This window comes from Pseudomonas sp. B21-019, from assembly GCF_024749225.1.
GTDB lineage: Bacteria > Pseudomonadota > Gammaproteobacteria > Pseudomonadales > Pseudomonadaceae > Aquipseudomonas.
In genome coordinates, this window is record NZ_CP087193.1 from 2,754,635 (window position 1) to 2,768,554 (window position 13,920).

8 protein-coding genes are annotated in these 13,920 nt (G+C 59.3%); all 8 read right to left on the reverse strand.

The features are described 5' to 3' along the window. Positions 1-202: 202 nt before the first annotated feature. The 8 genes from LOY36_RS12485 to bcsZ all read right to left on the reverse strand — a co-directional run bounded on the left by LOY36_RS12485 (position 203) and on the right by bcsZ (position 13,914). Complete coding sequence (locus LOY36_RS12485) at positions 203-1,609, reverse strand: hypothetical protein (protein WP_258673828.1); 1,407 nt, start codon at positions 1,607-1,609, stop codon at positions 203-205. 621 nt (positions 1,610-2,230) lie between these two features. After that, the gene (locus LOY36_RS12490; protein ID WP_258673829.1) at positions 2,231-4,654 is read right to left on the reverse strand and encodes a glucose/quinate/shikimate family membrane-bound PQQ-dependent dehydrogenase; all 2,424 of its coding nucleotides are present in this window, start codon (positions 4,652-4,654) and stop codon (positions 2,231-2,233) included. A gap of 243 nt (positions 4,655-4,897) precedes the next feature. After that, positions 4,898-6,052 carry an alginate O-acetyltransferase AlgX-related protein gene (locus LOY36_RS12495; RefSeq protein ID WP_258673830.1) on the reverse strand — a complete coding sequence of 385 codons (1,155 nt, stop codon included), beginning with the start codon at positions 6,050-6,052 and terminating at the stop codon, positions 4,898-4,900. Continuing rightward, complete coding sequence (locus LOY36_RS12500; RefSeq protein WP_258673831.1) at positions 6,052-7,461, reverse strand: MBOAT family protein; 1,410 nt, start codon at positions 7,459-7,461, stop codon at positions 6,052-6,054. The genes LOY36_RS12495 and LOY36_RS12500 overlap by 1 nt, the downstream gene beginning before the upstream one ends. A gap of 18 nt (positions 7,462-7,479) precedes the next feature. Continuing rightward, positions 7,480-8,154 carry an alginate O-acetyltransferase AlgF gene (locus LOY36_RS12505; protein WP_258673833.1) on the reverse strand — a complete coding sequence of 225 codons (675 nt, stop codon included), beginning with the start codon at positions 8,152-8,154 and terminating at the stop codon, positions 7,480-7,482. Next, a complete protein-coding gene (locus LOY36_RS12510; protein WP_026345795.1) occupies positions 8,151-8,819 on the reverse strand; it encodes an SGNH/GDSL hydrolase family protein in 669 nt (222 codons plus the stop codon). Before LOY36_RS12510 ends, LOY36_RS12505 begins: the two co-directional genes overlap by 4 nt. Positions 8,820-8,836: 17 nt before the next feature. Next, positions 8,837-12,697 (reverse strand): cellulose biosynthesis protein BcsC, encoded by a 3,861-nt coding sequence (locus LOY36_RS12515; RefSeq protein ID WP_258673834.1) that lies wholly within the window; start codon positions 12,695-12,697, stop codon positions 8,837-8,839. After that, positions 12,673-13,914 (reverse strand): cellulose synthase complex periplasmic endoglucanase BcsZ, encoded by a 1,242-nt coding sequence (gene bcsZ / locus LOY36_RS12520; protein ID WP_258673835.1) that lies wholly within the window; start codon positions 13,912-13,914, stop codon positions 12,673-12,675. The genes LOY36_RS12515 and bcsZ overlap by 25 nt, the downstream gene beginning before the upstream one ends. Positions 13,915-13,920 lie beyond the last annotated feature (6 nt).

Here is a 13,920-nt window from a genome sequence, read left to right on the forward strand (position 1 = left end):
GAGCCACAAAAAATCCCAACAGAGCGGGAAAGACGCCTTTTCAAGCGCGGTAGGAAATACATTAAATAAGTTCAGGATTCATTATTTCGAATGCCTTGAAAGTGTAAATTCGTCAAAGGCGGGGAAACCTTAGAGGGCTAGAAAAAAGCAATGCCAGGCAGCTAGCCTGCCCGGCACTACTTTTTGCTGCAATACGAATGATTTAGTTGCTTCCTGGTTTTTTAATCTTCTCCCACTCTTCATCATCAACTACATTTATGATATTGGTCGTTGATGAGTATGGATAAAACTCCGGGAGATGACTAACAATTTGACCATCTTCAAAAAAGTGATGAGCAATAGACGGAAATAGTCCAGGGTTCACCGGATGCAAAGCATTGGGATTGTGAAACATTGATAGCCCCTCGGCCCAATTTTCATCACACTCTCTCGTCACCTTATAAGAAAATTTCTTAGGTAAAGATGCGTTATCATCATGATGATGACAATAGCCACTGCGGAGCAGAATAATATTTTCAGCTCCAAAGCCTGCCTGTTTTCCCATCCTATTGAATTTTGAAATTGTACCGCTATTTGAGAACATCACTGCGCTAATATTCTCTGTGTCTTTCTGAAAAAAGTAGCCGGACGGGATTTCCTTTGCTCCGTGCTTATGTTTTTCTATAACGATTGGGTCGATGACCAGTTTGCCATCTTCATCGTAGTGAGAGTTGTGGTGCACGCCGTAAAGGTAGTTAGGGAGCGATGTCGAACTCCACAACATTGATTGCTGCTCATGGAAATCGGCAATGGCCAAGACCAAAGGGTTTCCTGCAACGTGCTTGTGCTTCCAGTACTCTTTTTTGAGTTTTGTATAAAGAGGGCTGCCAAACTTTATTGGCATCTCATTCATCGTCTTTTCCAAGGCTTGCTCTTTTGTCAATGTCTGGCCGGAAAAGCGAGCTTCTTCCTCAGTCATCGGCTTGGCGCGGCCGACGATAGTAGCTTCAATACATACCTTTTGACCGTACTTGTTTAAGTTAAAATCAGGAGCGTAGTGAGAAGTGTCAAAGTCGAAACCTTCCTCGATAAAATAGGCATTCAGATACAGCTCCCATATGCGAGCATCGAAACCGGATGATTGGAACTGCTCAACGAAATTTCCGTCAATATCAGTGTAATGGGGCATCATCTCGCCGATGATCCCTCTAGCAGAGGAAAAAGAGGGCTCCTCATTAAGTCGTCGAAAAAACGGGTGGATTTTTTCTTCGGAAACAATAATTTCGAACAGCTCTATTGCTTTTCCTTTGTCATGCTGGGGAAATTCAGTTTGTCCGGATTTTGTTACTTCTTCAATTTTTTCGAGCAGCGCTTTTTCAGCTTCCTTTTTGCTCTCAAAACACGACCCGACGCCAAATCCTCTATAACGACCGATTTCATCACGGCCTAGCGTTACCCATGCATATTCATCATCAATGTCATGGAGCAAAACGCCTAGAACTGTTTCATCTTGGTTCGCGAACCAGTCAATTTCTTCACTGACCATCGCAGCCATAGGCATGCGAGATGGCCCCACTAATGCAGTGAACCTTTTTTTATCAATTTTACTGATTTTTATCTCATCGCTCATACGATACTCCCTGTATTTTTTGCCTGCGCACAGATTATAGACGCAGCCATCTCCCCTGTAGAATTCGACCTCGGTCTATACATCTAGCGACGATAACTTACTCGTTAACCACATTTAAAAGCCCTCCACCCACATGCCGACCACCATAGCGGCGTGTGTATTTCTGGCACCCGTAAATCGTGGTGCCCTGACTGGAGGCAACTTAATGCGACCCCAATCCCCCCGCGGCATCCGCAACCACAACCCCGGCAACGTCCGCCACGCCAAAGGCATCCGCTGGCAAAGCATGGCCGCCCACCAAACCGACCCCCAACTCGTCCAATTCTCCGACCCAAGATGGGGCATCCGCGCCATCGCCCGCGTCCTCATCACCTACCAAGACAAACGCCAAGCCGCCGACGGCAGGGGGATATGTTCGCCCCGTCGGTTGAGGACTGACGGGGCGTTTTTCGATGCACTGGGGGCAAGGGAATTGCAGGAGGTGTCCCAGTTTGTGCCAGGGTAGCCCGGGATGGATCGGATTTATCTCGCTTTTGGGGTATGGTTTAGGTCAGTCGTAAACAGCAACAAAAAGCCGCTGCCACCCTCATAGGGCGGCAGCGGCTTTCAGGTGTTCCCGGCTTACTTGCTGTCAGGCAGCGCGTAAGCGATCACATAATCGCCGCGATCGGGCGACTGACGCGCACCACCCGCGGTGATGACAACGTACTGCTTGCCTGTTTTCGGCGACACATATGTTATCGGGCCACCTTGGCTACCCACGGGTAGCCGGGCTTTCCAGGCCTCTTGTCCGTTGGCGGAATTGAAGGCGCGCAGGTAGTAGTCCTGTGTACCGGCGATGAACACCAGGCCGCCCTGGGTGGAGAGCGTACCGCCCAGCGTCGGCATGCCGATCGGCAACGGCAGATGCATCTTGATACCCAACGGGCCAGTGTCCTGGACGGTGCCGACCGGCACTTGCCACGCGACTTTCTGGGTTTTCATGTCGATCGCGGTCAGTGTGCCAAAAGGCGGTGCCTGGCAAGGGATGCCGGCAACCGACAGGAAGCGGTTCTTGTTCACTGCATACGGGGTGCCTTTGAGCGGTACCGCGCCCATGCCGGTGTTCAGTGCTTCACCACCGGAAGAGGTCTTGGCATCTTTCTGCGCCGCAATCATCTGGATCCACAGGCCCAGACGCATGTCGTTGACGAAGATAAAACCGTGTACCGGGTCAGTCGAGAGACCGCCCCAGTTCATCCCTCCCAGCGAACCCGGAAAGCTCAGCGAGATATCGGTGCCTGGTGCGGTGTACAGCCCGTCGTAACGCATTTTCTTGAACGAGATACGGCAGAGCAGTTGATCGAACGGCGTTGCCCCCCACATGTCTGACTCGGTCAGCGTTTGCGCGCCGATCGCTGGCATGCCCACCGATTTCGGCTGAGTCAGCGAGTAAGGTTCGTTCGGGATGTTCGAGGTTTTGACCGGAACCTCTTCCACCTTGGTCAGCGGTTTGCCGGTGGCGCGGTCAAGCACGAAGATCTGCCCGGCTTTGGTGCCGATCACGACGGCGGGCACCTTGCTGCCATCAGCTTTGGCGAAGTCGATCAGACTTGGCTGCATGGGCAGGTCGAAGTCCCACAGGTCGTTGTGGACGGTTTGGTAGACCCACTTTTCTTCGCCGGTTGTTGCGTTCAGTGCAAGAACGGAAGCGCCATACTTGTGGTTCAGTGCCGTACGTTCCACGCCGTAGATGTCGGTGGACGAACTGCCCATCGGCAAGAACACGGTGTTCATTGCCGGGTCGTAGGACATCGGTGCCCAGCTGTTGGGCGTGCTGCGCACGTAGGTGCTGCCGGCCGCCGGAGCCTGCTTGTCTTCGGGGTTGCCCGGGTCGAATGCCCAGCGCATCTCGCCGGTGACGACGTCAAAACCACGGATCACGCCACCTGGCATGTCGGTCTGGACGTTGTCGGCGACACGGCCGCCGACGACCACGGTGGTCCCGGCCATCAGCGGTGCCGATGACAGCTGGTAATAGGAGTCAGGGACGTCGCCAAGACCTGCTTTCAGATCAACCTGACCGTTGTTACCGAAGCCCTGGCAGAACTCCCCTGTGTCGGCGTCCACTGCGATCAGGCGCGCATCGATGGTGTTGGTCAGCAGACGGCGCTGGCAGTTGGCGCCGGCCGGTACCGAAACGGGCTTGGCAGGTGTGCTGCCGTCAGCAGGCTGGGCGAGCGCGGCGGTAGCGTCGAAGTAGGCGATACCGCGGCAACGTTGCCAAACACGGGTCTTGGCGTTGATCTCGTTCTTCCACAGCTGTTTACCGGTGTCGGCATCCAAGGCGATGAGGTTGTTGTGCGGGGTGCAAATGAACACCTTGTCGCCAACCTGCAACGGTGTCATCTGATCTTCGGCGCCATTGCCGTCGCTGATCGCGATGTCCCCGGTGTTGTAGGTCCATGCCGGCACCAGCTTCGAGACGTTGCTACGGTTGATCTGGTCCAGAGCGGCGAAGCGGCCGCCACCTTCGTCGTTACCGTAGTGTTCCCAGTTTTTCTGGGCCTTGGCAGGGTCGACCTTTGTCAGCCCTGGGCCGTCACCGGTCGGCGAAACAGGGGCATGGGGAACGAACATACCGGCACCACCTGCAACGATGGCGACTGCCAGCACACCGCTCAGAGCGTAGCCACTGCGGCCGCTGGCCAGGCTATTGGCCTTGCGCAGATGGGGGTAGACCAATGCCACCAACAGGCTCAGCACGCCCAGGGCGAACAAGCGAGAGATCAGTGGCCAGAAGTTCAGTCCGACATCCGCCAGCGCCCAAATCACGGTCAGCACCATCACCGCCGCGAACAGCCAGGCACCTTGCAGACGCTGCTTGAAGAGCAGTACGGCAGAGACGATCAAACCGAAACCGGCGAGCAGGAAGTACCAACTGCCACCCAGCGTGGCGAGGTAGCCACCACCTGCTGCGAAGAATAATCCAAATACCAGCACACCGAAGGCGACGACCCAGATGGGCCAGCGGCTGACGGATGCCGAAGGTCGAGACTTAGTCATGTTGCATGATCCTACTGACGCATGAACGTTTGTGGGGAGGGTTAAAAGTAGTGAAGGCAGTCTGAAAATAGTTGTTAACTATTTGGTTAATTGCGCAAAGATATCAAAAAAAACTAGCCCTGCGACAAATTGTCATTTGCCGGAAAGGAGAAACACTGTTGCGAAGATGGTAACAATCGAGAGAAATGCCCCTGAACACACGGGGCGAGCTGGCGAAGATTGCCTTCAGCCAGGTGTGATTGCCTACCGCAAAGAGCGATAGGCAATGGGGTCGACGTACGCCGATTGCAGGTCCCGCTCCGGGATTTCCCAGATGATTTGCTTTGGCGGCGTTTCTTTGGAAGCCGGGTTGTTGAGGTAGCTGTTTGCAGCGCCAGAGAACGCTCCACCGTCTTTGGCGAAGTTACCCACGGGGGCGCCCAGTGCCTGCTGCAGAAACCCTGCGAAGTTGGAGTTGCGTGAGAATGAAGTGCCGATGAGCGCGGTGTTGGGGAGGTCGGCATCGCCAAAAAGGTCTGCCTCAGTGTCAGGGTTGGCGGCTGACGTAACGGGAAGTTCGTGGGTGCTGGTTTGAGCGACCATGTCGGGTGCGGGTTGCCATTTGAGCGGCAGCCAGTCGATGCCCGCCAGATGGACCAGATCGCCAGGTCGAACCGCGAGCGGGGCATGACGTTCATTGAACGACCTGCTTGGCGTGGCGCTGATGCCCAGGGTCTTCAGGCGCTGTGTGATGGCATCGGCCGCCGTTTTCGCGCCGGATTCGCTCCAGTGCGTATCGGTGCGCAACCAGGCACTGGCCCCCAGTGGCGTCAGCGCCGCGGTGAGGTCCAGATTCGACACGCCGCCCGCATCCAGCTTTGAGGTCCAGGCCTGAATGCGTCCTTCGAGAGCGGCTGGGCGGTGCAGTGTGCAACGCTGCTCGGAAGCGATGCGGCTCTTGTCTGGAACGATGACCACCAGCAGGCTGATACCACGCTGGGAGAGCTGCTGCTTTAGATCAATCACGGCCTGGGCTTTGGCATCGGCATTGCGCTGCGCTTGATGGTTGACCTTGAGCTCATCGGCCAAAAACAACCAGCCAGGACAACCTGAGCGAACCCTCGGCCCGGTGTCGTTCAGGAGCAGCCAACTGACTCCGCGCTCCAGCTCGGCGAAGGTCGTGGGGAGGTAAGCGTTCGACAGTTCCTTGGCGATCCGATGAGTGATATCACCGTCAAGAATCTGCGAGGTCAGCACCTTACCGGGTAACAGTGAGATCTGCCCTGAAACGATCAGACGGCCAGAGGACAACAGTCCGACGAACAGGAATATCAGCAGCGCCACGCCTGCCAACCGACTGCTGCGAATCGCCAAATCATCTGGCTGAGTAGGGAGCGGGGGAGGCTTTAGGGTTGTCATCAGAATTGGAAGTATAGGAAGGGTACGGTTTCGCGACTGGCGATCAGTGCGAACGACAGCATGAAACCGGCGATGGGCCAAAGGGCGGTGGTGTGGAGCAATAGGCCGCCCAGTCGTTTCTCACAGTAAGGGTGCAACAACGGTGCAACGACACCGAACACCCCCAGCAAACCCGCAAGGCCGTGTACCGGGCGTAGGGTCGCGGACAGTTCGTCATCGAGGGCAATGCCTTGCAGCCCTAACTGTCCGGCATACAGGCTCAGCGCGCTGTGAAAGTCGGGGGCGCGGAACAGTGTCCAGGCCAGGCAGACGAACAGCAGGGTCAGCCCATGGGAAAACACTGGCTGTAACGGGGGCAGGGTAGAGCTGTTCCAGACACGATTCACACACAACGCAATGCCATGGGCGCTGCCCCACAGCAGATAATTCCAGCTATCGCCACCGTGCCAGAGGCCGGCGATGGCCATGATCAGGAACAGGTTGCGATAGGTTTTCCAGGTGCCGTTGCGATTACCACCCAGCGAAATATACAGATAGTCACGCAGCCAGCTGGACAGCGACAAATGCCAGCGGCGCCAGAAGTCCTGGATGCTGTTGGCCAGATAGGGACGGTTGAAGTTCTCGGGAAAGTGGAAGCCCAGCATCAATCCGAGACCAATGGCCATGGCGCTGTAGCCGGCGAAGTCGAAGAACAGTTGCAAGGAGTAGGCAAGGCAGCCGATCCAGGCGTCAGAGAAACTTGGGCTCTGCACATTGAACGCCACATCGACCACCGGCGACAGGGTGTCGGCCACCAGGACCTTCATGCTCATCCCGACCATGAACCGGCGTGCGCCCAGCGAGAAATTCTGCCAGTTGAAGTGACGCTGATTCAGCTCACGCCGAACCCAGTCATAGCGAATGATGGGACCGGCGACCGAATGGCCGAACATCGAAATATAGGTGGCGTAATTAATGAAGCTGCGTTCGGCCGGCACGGTGCGGCGGTGTACATCCACCAGATAGGAAATCGCCTGCAAGACGATAAACGATAGCCCGGCCGGCATGATGACTCGCTGCCAGTCCAGCGGCATGGCGCCAGACCAGGCAAGGGCATCGATCAACGTACCGGCGACGATGTTGGCGTACTTGTACCAGCACAGCACCGCCGTGTTGAGCACGATCAATGTCACGAGTAGCCGCACGCGGCCCTGGTCTTTTTCCCGCAAGGCGTCAATCAGCAAGCCGCCGGCCCACGCCGTGATCGTCAGCACCACATGCACTGCGAGGAACCGAGGGCTCAACCAGCCATAGAACAGCCAGCTGCCGATCAGTAACGTGACGTTGCGCCAGGCGGCTGGGCACACTGCATAGCTGCACAAGAACAGCGGCAGGAACAACGTCAGAAACTCGAGAGAGGCAAAAACCATGGTGGTGGCGCGATCCGATCAGTGGGCCAGGACGTCAGTCGCGAGCAACAGGTGCGGGCCATTTGCACCAGGTAGCAGCACAACGCTGTAGCGTTCGCCGGCCTTGAGCTGGCCGAGGTCAAGTGGCGCACCGACGTTGGTTTGGGCGCAGACCAATTGAACCGACAGGCTGACCGGGTTGATCGCTCGACGTTGCACGCTGCCGTCGGCCACCTCCTTGAACAGGTCAGCGTTTTTCCCCGCAGCGCGCAAACCGGCCTGGGTGCACGCTGGATCGGCGCTGATAAACGCCAGCGAGGCTCTCAGGCTATTGAAATCGTCGGGTTGCTCACGGATGACGACCTGGCGGATACCTTGAGCGCTGTCGGGCAAAGCGATCACACTGGCGAATTCGCCTGCTGCCACCTGGATGTCCAGCGGCTGGCTTTTGCCGTTGCGTTCCAGGGTGCCCTTGATCGGCTGGTTGGCGGGCACGGGCAGGTAGTCGGACACGGCATTCGAACCCTCGAGCCTGAGGCTGGCCCGCGAGCCTTCGGCCAGCAGCTGCAAGGGGCGGTCGGCGGCGTTGATAAAGCGCAAGAAGGCCGAGTCCTGATCCGGGCCCGTCGGGTACAGGGCAATGTCGGCGGCCTGGGCGTGCAGGCTCAGCATCAAGGGCGCGAGCAGCGCCCAGCCACATGTGGATCGAGTCATTTGCCGGCTCCTGTGCTGCTGACGGTGTTGGCGGGCAACTTGGCCAACGCACCACCAATCGCAGTACCCCAGGCTTGATAACCGGCGACGGTGAAGTGCTGCCCATCGGTGGTGATCCACTGCCCGGGTTTGGAGAACGTCAGCGAATCGATGTAGGTGCAAGGTGCCACGTTCGCGGCCAGAAACTGCGACATCAACTGAGTGCGGGCATCATTCTTCTGGTACATGCCACCGGCTTTGCCCCAGGCCGGGCCCACCCAGGCGCAACGGGTCCCGGTGGCCGCGATGGCCTTGGCCAGGCCGGTGACGCTTTGCCATGCCCAGGCCTTCGGAAACACGGGCTTGTCATAGGACGCCATGGTGTCGCCGATGACCAGTACCACCAGGTCGGGTTTGTCGGCGGCGATCAGGTCCTGGATCGGTGTGGTGGTGGCGTCACGGCCCTTGATCACGATCTTGTCGTTGCCTTTGCGCTCGGCACCGCAGTCGACCTTTTTACTGATCAGCCAGTCGCCAGCGCTGGCGCCACAGGCGCCGATGGAGTGAACCAGGGCGCCTTGGCGAGTCAGGTTGTCGTGCAGCGGTTCCAGCAAATGGTCCGCGAGGCTCATATGGCTCTCCCCAAGAACAAGGAGAGTCAGGCCGGCAAGGGCAGAAGTGGGCATCGAAAACTCCAGAATGATCAGTTGGAATAAGGCGAGGTGTACGGGCTGACCGGCAGGCTCATGGGGCCGCTGATGTCCTCGAACAGGTAACGCAAAGACAGGGCGCCGCTGAATTGTTGGTAGTCGTGGGCGTTGTCCAGGCCCAGATTGGCGCCCAGCAGGAAGTTCGAAGCGAGCTTGTATTCAGCTGCCGCGGCGACGCTGTAGCCGATCCCGGTTTTGCTTTGCCCGGCGTAGCGCAGGCCCGAGGCCGCCTGCAGGGCTTTGTCGGTCGGGAAATAGTCGGCACTGTCTTGCTCGAAATGCTGCACGCCGACCGAGCCCTTGACTTGATACGTCAAGCGCCCGGTGCGTTGTGCCCAAGTCACCGGCACGCCCAGCGCGAAGAATGTCTGCGGGCTGAAATAGCCGCCGTGCCCATAGGTGAAATAGTCCTGATTGTTCGCGTAGCTGATGCCGGTCATGCTCAGGCCGACGGTCAGCTTGCTGTCTGTTGCATTTTGCAGATACCAGTAGACACCGCTGCCCAGTTCACTGCGGCTGTTGGATTCGACATGGTTGCCCAACAGCTGGTGCCAGGAGGCGTAGCCATAGGCGCCGACTTCGCTGTCGTCATAGCTCAACTGGCCACGCCCGCCGTTGGCGGTCACACCGCCCCAGGACTGCCCGCTGCGTTTGTCCGTGGTGCCGGCAAACGAGGTGACGCTGTCAGTCACCGGACGCCGGGAAACGCTCACCCCGTAGCGGACATTAGAGGAGTCGCTCACCGGGCGATCAACGCTGATGCCGCCCGTGGCGGTGGTGTATTTGAAGCCGAGCGGGGTGGTGCCGAGATCGGCCTTGAGCCCATCCGCGGGCCGTTGAATAGCGACGGAAAGACCGACACCCTCGGCTTTTTGCGAGCCGGCGCCTTCGCTCTGCGCACCGCTACCGAAGCGCTGCAGTGCTTCGCCGCTGGCACTGCCGGCGTTCAGCGAGACCGGTGTCACGCGCAGAGCGACGCGGTTTTCATCCAGCGGGATATTGATTTCCAGCGGCGTTTCAATATCGGTCAGTTTGCTCAACCCCGACTCACTGTTGTTGCTGCGAATGCTCACGCCCTGGGTGACGTAGGCACTGCGCTCCTGAAGGATTTTATTCAGCGCCAGTTGTGCGGGGCTGATGTCTTCACTCAGCAGTGCTGCGCGCGGCAGCTGCGACTCGAATGGATTGCTCGCCTGCTGCGGCCTTGGCAGGGCGTCGATGCCAAAAGGGGAGGTTGACCTCACGCTGCCCGGCATCTCCTGAGCCGGTGGCGGGATCGCTGCCAGCAAGGTGTCGCGACTGACCTCGCTACGTGGCCCCGACACCCCCGCAAAAGGGTTGGGCGCCACTGTCGAACCGGCCAGTTGGCCGCTCTGGTTTCTGCGTTTCTCGCTCTGTTCGATGGCCACTGCCTTGCGCAGCAGATCGGTCGCCGTGCCGGTCTTGCCCATGTTCTGGTAGAGGCGTGCGGCCTCGGTCAGCGTTTGAGGGTTGCCGGATTCGGTCTTGAGCAACTGTTGCAGTGCCTGTTCGGCAAAGCCTGTGTCATGTGCCAACACCGCCGCGTCGGCGGCACCCAACAGCAGTTGTGGGTCGTTTGGCTGACGTTGTAACAGCGGCTTGTAGAGTTCGAGGGCTTTTGCCGTGTCGCCGTTGGCCGAATACATTCGCGCCAGCGCCGCGACGGCGGCGCTGTCACCGGGACGTTGCGCCAGCGCGGGCGCCAGCGTGTCATACGCGCTGGCCAGATTGCCTTGTTCGCGTAGATGGTCAGCCTGGCGGATGCGATAGAGATGGAGCAGGTCGTCGAAACGCTTGCGAGTCGGTGCGTTCAAGGGCTTGTTCTGAAGGTCGCGCAGAATCTCGTTGACTTGCGCGTCTTCTCCGGACTCAAGCAGGACCGAAGCGTATTGCAGGATGAAGTCCGCCGAGGGCGCAGCGGTGTGTTGCAACTGGCCGCGCATGAGGGCCAGCGCTCGGGTCGGCTCGCCGATCTCGACATAGGCCGAGGCCAGGCTCGCCGTGCGATCTGGACTGTTGTTGGCCATCGGCTGAATACGATCGAGCAAGGTCAGGGCTTCCTGACGCTGTCCGCGCTTGCCCAACCCGATCGCCTGGCTGAGTTGCAGGTTGAGGCTGACATCTGCGGCCAGCGCTTCCATGTCCGGGGTGCGCTGGTCGGGGCGCAAGCGTCCCAAGGTTGCCTGGGCGGCTTTCCACTCACCCATCTGGACCGACAGCAAGGCGCTGACGTAAAGCGCATCGGCATTGTCGGGGTGGGCCTGGAGCATGGTGTTGATCAGGTCCCGAGCCTTTTGCGGTTCGCCCATTGCCAGGTTCAGGCGGGCCAGGGCGAAACGTGTCCAGATGTTGTCCGGCTCAACGCGCAGCGCGTCTTGCAAGGCGTTGCGCGCAGCGGGCAGGTCGTTGCGTTGTTCGGCGAGGGCGGCCAGTTGCGTCGCGCGCAAGGCTTGCAGGCGTGCGGACTGGCCGGTCTTTGCCTGTCCGGTGGCTGGCAGGCTGTTGATCAGTTGCAGGGCTTCATCGTTCTTGCCGCTCTTGAGCAGCACATTGACCAACCCTTCCTGTGCTCGAGGGTCGTCGCGGCGCAGATTCAAAACTTGCCGATAGTTGCGCTGAGCCTCATCGAACTGGCCCGCGCTGGCCTGAATATCCGCCAGGGCGAGGAGAGCATCCGCCCCGTTTGGATTCTGCCGCAGCGCCTGGTTCACCAAGGCCTGTGCCTGGGCTGTCTGGCCTTTGGCCTGGGCATCGCGGGCCTGCTGCAACGCAGACCAGTAGCGCACTTCGTTCAGCGCCACTTGCCAGTGGCTGCCGTTGTGTTGTCGCGTGGCCTGACCCAGGAGCTTTTCCGCTTCGGCCAGTCGCTGTTGCTGCTGGCGAATAACCCCAAGGCCGCCCAGCGCGTCAGCGTCATCGGGCTGGGTTTTCAAGCGTGCTTGAAACGCCTGTTCGGCGGTGGCCTGATCGCCTGCTTTGAGCGCCTTCAGGCCGCGCGCGACTTCGGCGGGCGGTTGCCATTCCTTGCTGGCCGTCGTTGCCGGCTGTTGCTTGCCCTTGTTCATCTGCGCGCGGATTTCCACGTCATCCGGATGCGTCTTGAGGTACGTCTCGAACAACGGCACTTGTGCCGGATTGGGCGGGCCGATCCAGGTCAGCGCCAGGCGCCAGCTTTCGTCGGCATCACCGGCGATGTCGGTACGCTGGGTCAGCGCGGCCAGGGCGCGAATGCCCTCGGCACGGCTGTCTTCATGGCGGATCAGATGCTTGGCGTAAAACAGCGCGACGATCGAGTCGTTGGGCATCTCACGTTGCAGGCGCTGAAACCCGCTGCGTGCTTCAGCCCAGTCAGCCTGATTGAAGGCAAGGTTGTTGTAATACTCGCGGCCGATCGTACCTTGAGGTGGACGGCCATCGAACAACGAGCGAAACACGGCGGTCGCCTTGTCACGCTCACCGGCATCGACGAGGCGCCGAGCCTCTTCCAGGCGCTGCTGGTTCTGCGGTTGGGCCACGCCGATGTCCTGCGCCAATTGCAGAGCCTGTCGAGGCGTTGGCTGGATGGCTTGCAAGCGGGCGAGGTATTGCTGCGCTTGTTGTGGCTTGCCCTGTTGCACGCCGATCAAGCCCAGGCCATAGAGTGCGTCAACCTGGACCGGGTCCAGCAGCAGGACTTTCTGCCAGACTTCCGCAGCGCGTTGAGGGTTGTTGTGCGACTGCCAGTACTGCCCTTGCTCGACGAGTAACGTCTGTGGCGTCGGACTTTGAGCGTGTGCAGCAGCCGTCCATGCGCTCATGACGGCGATGGCTAGCGTGCGGTGGTGCGCGTGCATGCGGTCTCCCAGGAGAGTTTCAGCGTTCCGTCTTCCCGGAATCGGTAATGTTTATCTGCCCAGCCGAGCGCGAACAGGCTAAGCATGAAGTTGTAGTAACGCGGCGGACTGGCGTCGGCGTCAGGCCTGGCCAGCGCCTCTTGCAAGGCGAGCTCCACGCGCTGTCGTTGTTGATCGGCCAACCGGGGATGCCCCTTGGCCTCAAGGTAGGGAATCAGTGCAGCCCAGAATCCGAACGGGCTCTGACCCTGAACACTGCCGTGGAGAATCCGGACTGTTTCCGGGGGGGAACCCGTCGCGACAGTGCTGCGAGCCATGCCGTCCAGCCGTTTGAGCAGGAGCGCTGCCAGCGGTTCGGAGGTGTCACTCATGCCCAGCCAGAGGTACGCGCGAATGGCATCGTAGCTGCCCGTGTCGCCGTTGATCGGGTCGCTGACGAAGACACCCGATTGCGCTGAAGTGCCTTGATAACCGACCCAGTCAGCGACAAAACCGTGGTGGCTTGATTGGGCAATCATCGTTGCGGTGTTGTTGGCAATCGCTTGCCAGGGCCCGTTGGGAGCTTCCTTGGCCAGCCGCCGTAACAGTGGCAGTGGCAGGTAGCTGGGGTTCAGGCGCCAGAGCGCATCCGGCAGGACGAAGCCCTGTGGTCCAGGCAATACCATCGGCCCCAGCCCGGGCAGCGTGACGACCAATTGCGTTTCAATCATCGCCATCAGGTGCAGGGCATCCTGGCGATAGTCCGGCCGATGCCACAGGCGTGCGGCTTCGAGCAGGGCGTAGGCGATCCACAGGTCGGCGTCGGCAGCCGAATTGGCGTCCTGCAAGCGCCACTGACCGTCCGTGCCTTGCCCCCATAACCAGCCTGGCAGGCGAGTGGCGGTGGCGGAGCCTGCGAGGTTGGCTGATGTCCAGCGCCAGAGTTTGTCAAAGCGTGGCTGATCGTTGCCGATCAGTGCGAAGAGCATGCCGTAGGATTGCCCTTCAGAAGTGCTGTGATTGTTCTCCAGGCTCGATTCCAGAACCCGGCCGTCGGCCTGGACGAAGCGCGTTGCATAGGTTTGCCACAGTGGCCAGGCCGGCAACTCACAGGGAGTTGTAGCGGCTATCGCAGGCACCGGCAGGGTGAGCGCAAGCACAACGCTCAACCTGCGCGCGTTACCGCGCAGGTACTGGCGAAGTGAAACAGCCCGGCTGCTCATGGACGACACAGGCATGCGCAA